Consider the following 1,938-nt stretch of genomic DNA (forward strand, 5'->3'; position numbering starts at 1 on the left):
GCTATTAGCGGGAGCAGCAGTAGCAGTATTAAGAAGAAAGAAAGTTGAAGAATAACAAAAAGGGTTATCGAATTCATAAGAATCCGATAACCTTTTTACTTTATTAATAATTTTTCAATAGCTGCTATTTGAACACAAATACAAAGCAGTTTAGCAGCTTTAGATAATTCATCAATTGGTGGATAAGAAGGGGCAATTCTAATATTAGAATCTTGTGGATCATTTCCATATGGAAATGTAGCACCAATATTAGTTAAAACAACACCAGCTTCTTTACATAATTGACCAACCCTTTTAGCACAACCAGGCATAATATCTAAACTAATAAAGTAACCTCCATGAGGTACATACCATGAAGCTATATCTTTATCAGCTAATTCGTTATTTAAATAATTGATTACACAATCAAACTTAGGTTTTAAGATTGTAGCTTGTTTTTGCATATGAGCTTTAACACCTTCTACATTCTCAAAAAATTTGAAATGACGTAATTGATTCATTTTATCTTGTGAGATAGATTGGAATCTTAAACGTTTTTTTATATCATTGAGATTATTATCACTAGCAACAATACAAGAAACACCACCACCAGCAAACGTGATTTTTGAAGTAGAAGCAACCATGATTACTAGATCTTCATTATTATATTTTGGTAACTCATCAAAGATATTTAATAGGATATCACCTTGTTTGTCTAAATCATGAACACAATATGCATTATCATAAATGATTCTAAAATCTTTAGCTGCTGGTGTTAAAGCAGCTAATGCTTTAACAGTTTCATCACTATAAGTAATACCTTGGGGATTAGAATATTTAGGAACACAAAACATTCCTTTAACACTTTCATCCTTAATTAATTCTTTTATTACATCAATATTTGGACCATTATCAGTCATTGGAACATTGATCATTTGAATTCCAAAATGTTCACAAAAAGCAAAATGACGATCATATCCTGGAACTGGACATAAAAATTTTACTTTCTCTAATTTAGACCATGGCTTATTACCACAAACCCCTAATAACATTGCTTGAGCAATATAATCATACATTAAAGTAAGACTAGAAGTTCCCCCGATAATTACATTGTTTTCATTAACTTCTAATAATTGTGCAAATAATCTTCGCATTGAAGGTAAACCTTCCAATCCCCCATAATTACGACAATCTATATTATCAACAGCATATTCTTTCATATCTAGAATAGGCATTGATAAATCTAATTGTTCACTACATGGTTTACCACGCGACATATCAAGTTTTAAGTCAAGTGCTTTAAATTCTTGATATCTTTGATCTAATGTTTTTTTCAAAGTTTGTAATTCATCTTTATTCAATTTTGTAAATGCTTTCATTGGTCTTCCCCCTATTGTTACACCGACTGAATGTATTTTACCATTATATACTATTTTTTCAAGATAATTTGAATAATTTATCAACATTTGTAGTAAAGATTTAATTTATCATTCAATAAATTTTTTAAGTATAAAATAAGCTTTAAATATTGTAGAATGTGGAAAATGTTTAAAGTATAAAATTGATTGTTGTGATTAAGTCATTGTTAAAAAGTAAAGTTTTAAAGTTATATGTTTGTAATAGGCAATTGGATAATAAAGTATCATATGTAAAGTGAAATAAAGGTTTGTTAAATGAATATGATGTTTATACTATGATATGCAATTATTTAGTTAATTAAAGATATAATATTATTTTTTACTGATATATTAAAAGAATGGTTTTTTAATATTAGGAAAGTATTTAAAATTTGGGAGAAGTAATTAGATGATAAGTCTCAATACGCCTTTAACAGATGAAGCGTGAATTAATGTGGATTTTGTATAAATTATATATTAATTGTGAATAATGAAAAAGTCGTAGAGTAAAGTACTCTACGAACGAAAAAATTTTCATAGTTACACACGCATTTTATCATTA

At 27.7% G+C, this 1,938-nt stretch carries 1 protein-coding gene; it reads right to left on the reverse strand.

Annotated elements, in window-relative coordinates:
- Window positions 1-95 precede the first annotated feature (95 nt).
- Window positions 96-1,358 (reverse strand): aminotransferase class I/II-fold pyridoxal phosphate-dependent enzyme, encoded by a 1,263-nt coding sequence (locus tag ACLR9T_RS14230; protein WP_413110126.1) that lies wholly within the window; start codon window positions 1,356-1,358, stop codon window positions 96-98.
- Between the last annotated feature and the right edge of the window lie 580 nt (window positions 1,359-1,938).

This window comes from Thomasclavelia sp. (genome assembly GCF_047249845.1).
Lineage (GTDB): Bacteria > Bacillota_I > Bacilli_A > Erysipelotrichales > Coprobacillaceae > Thomasclavelia.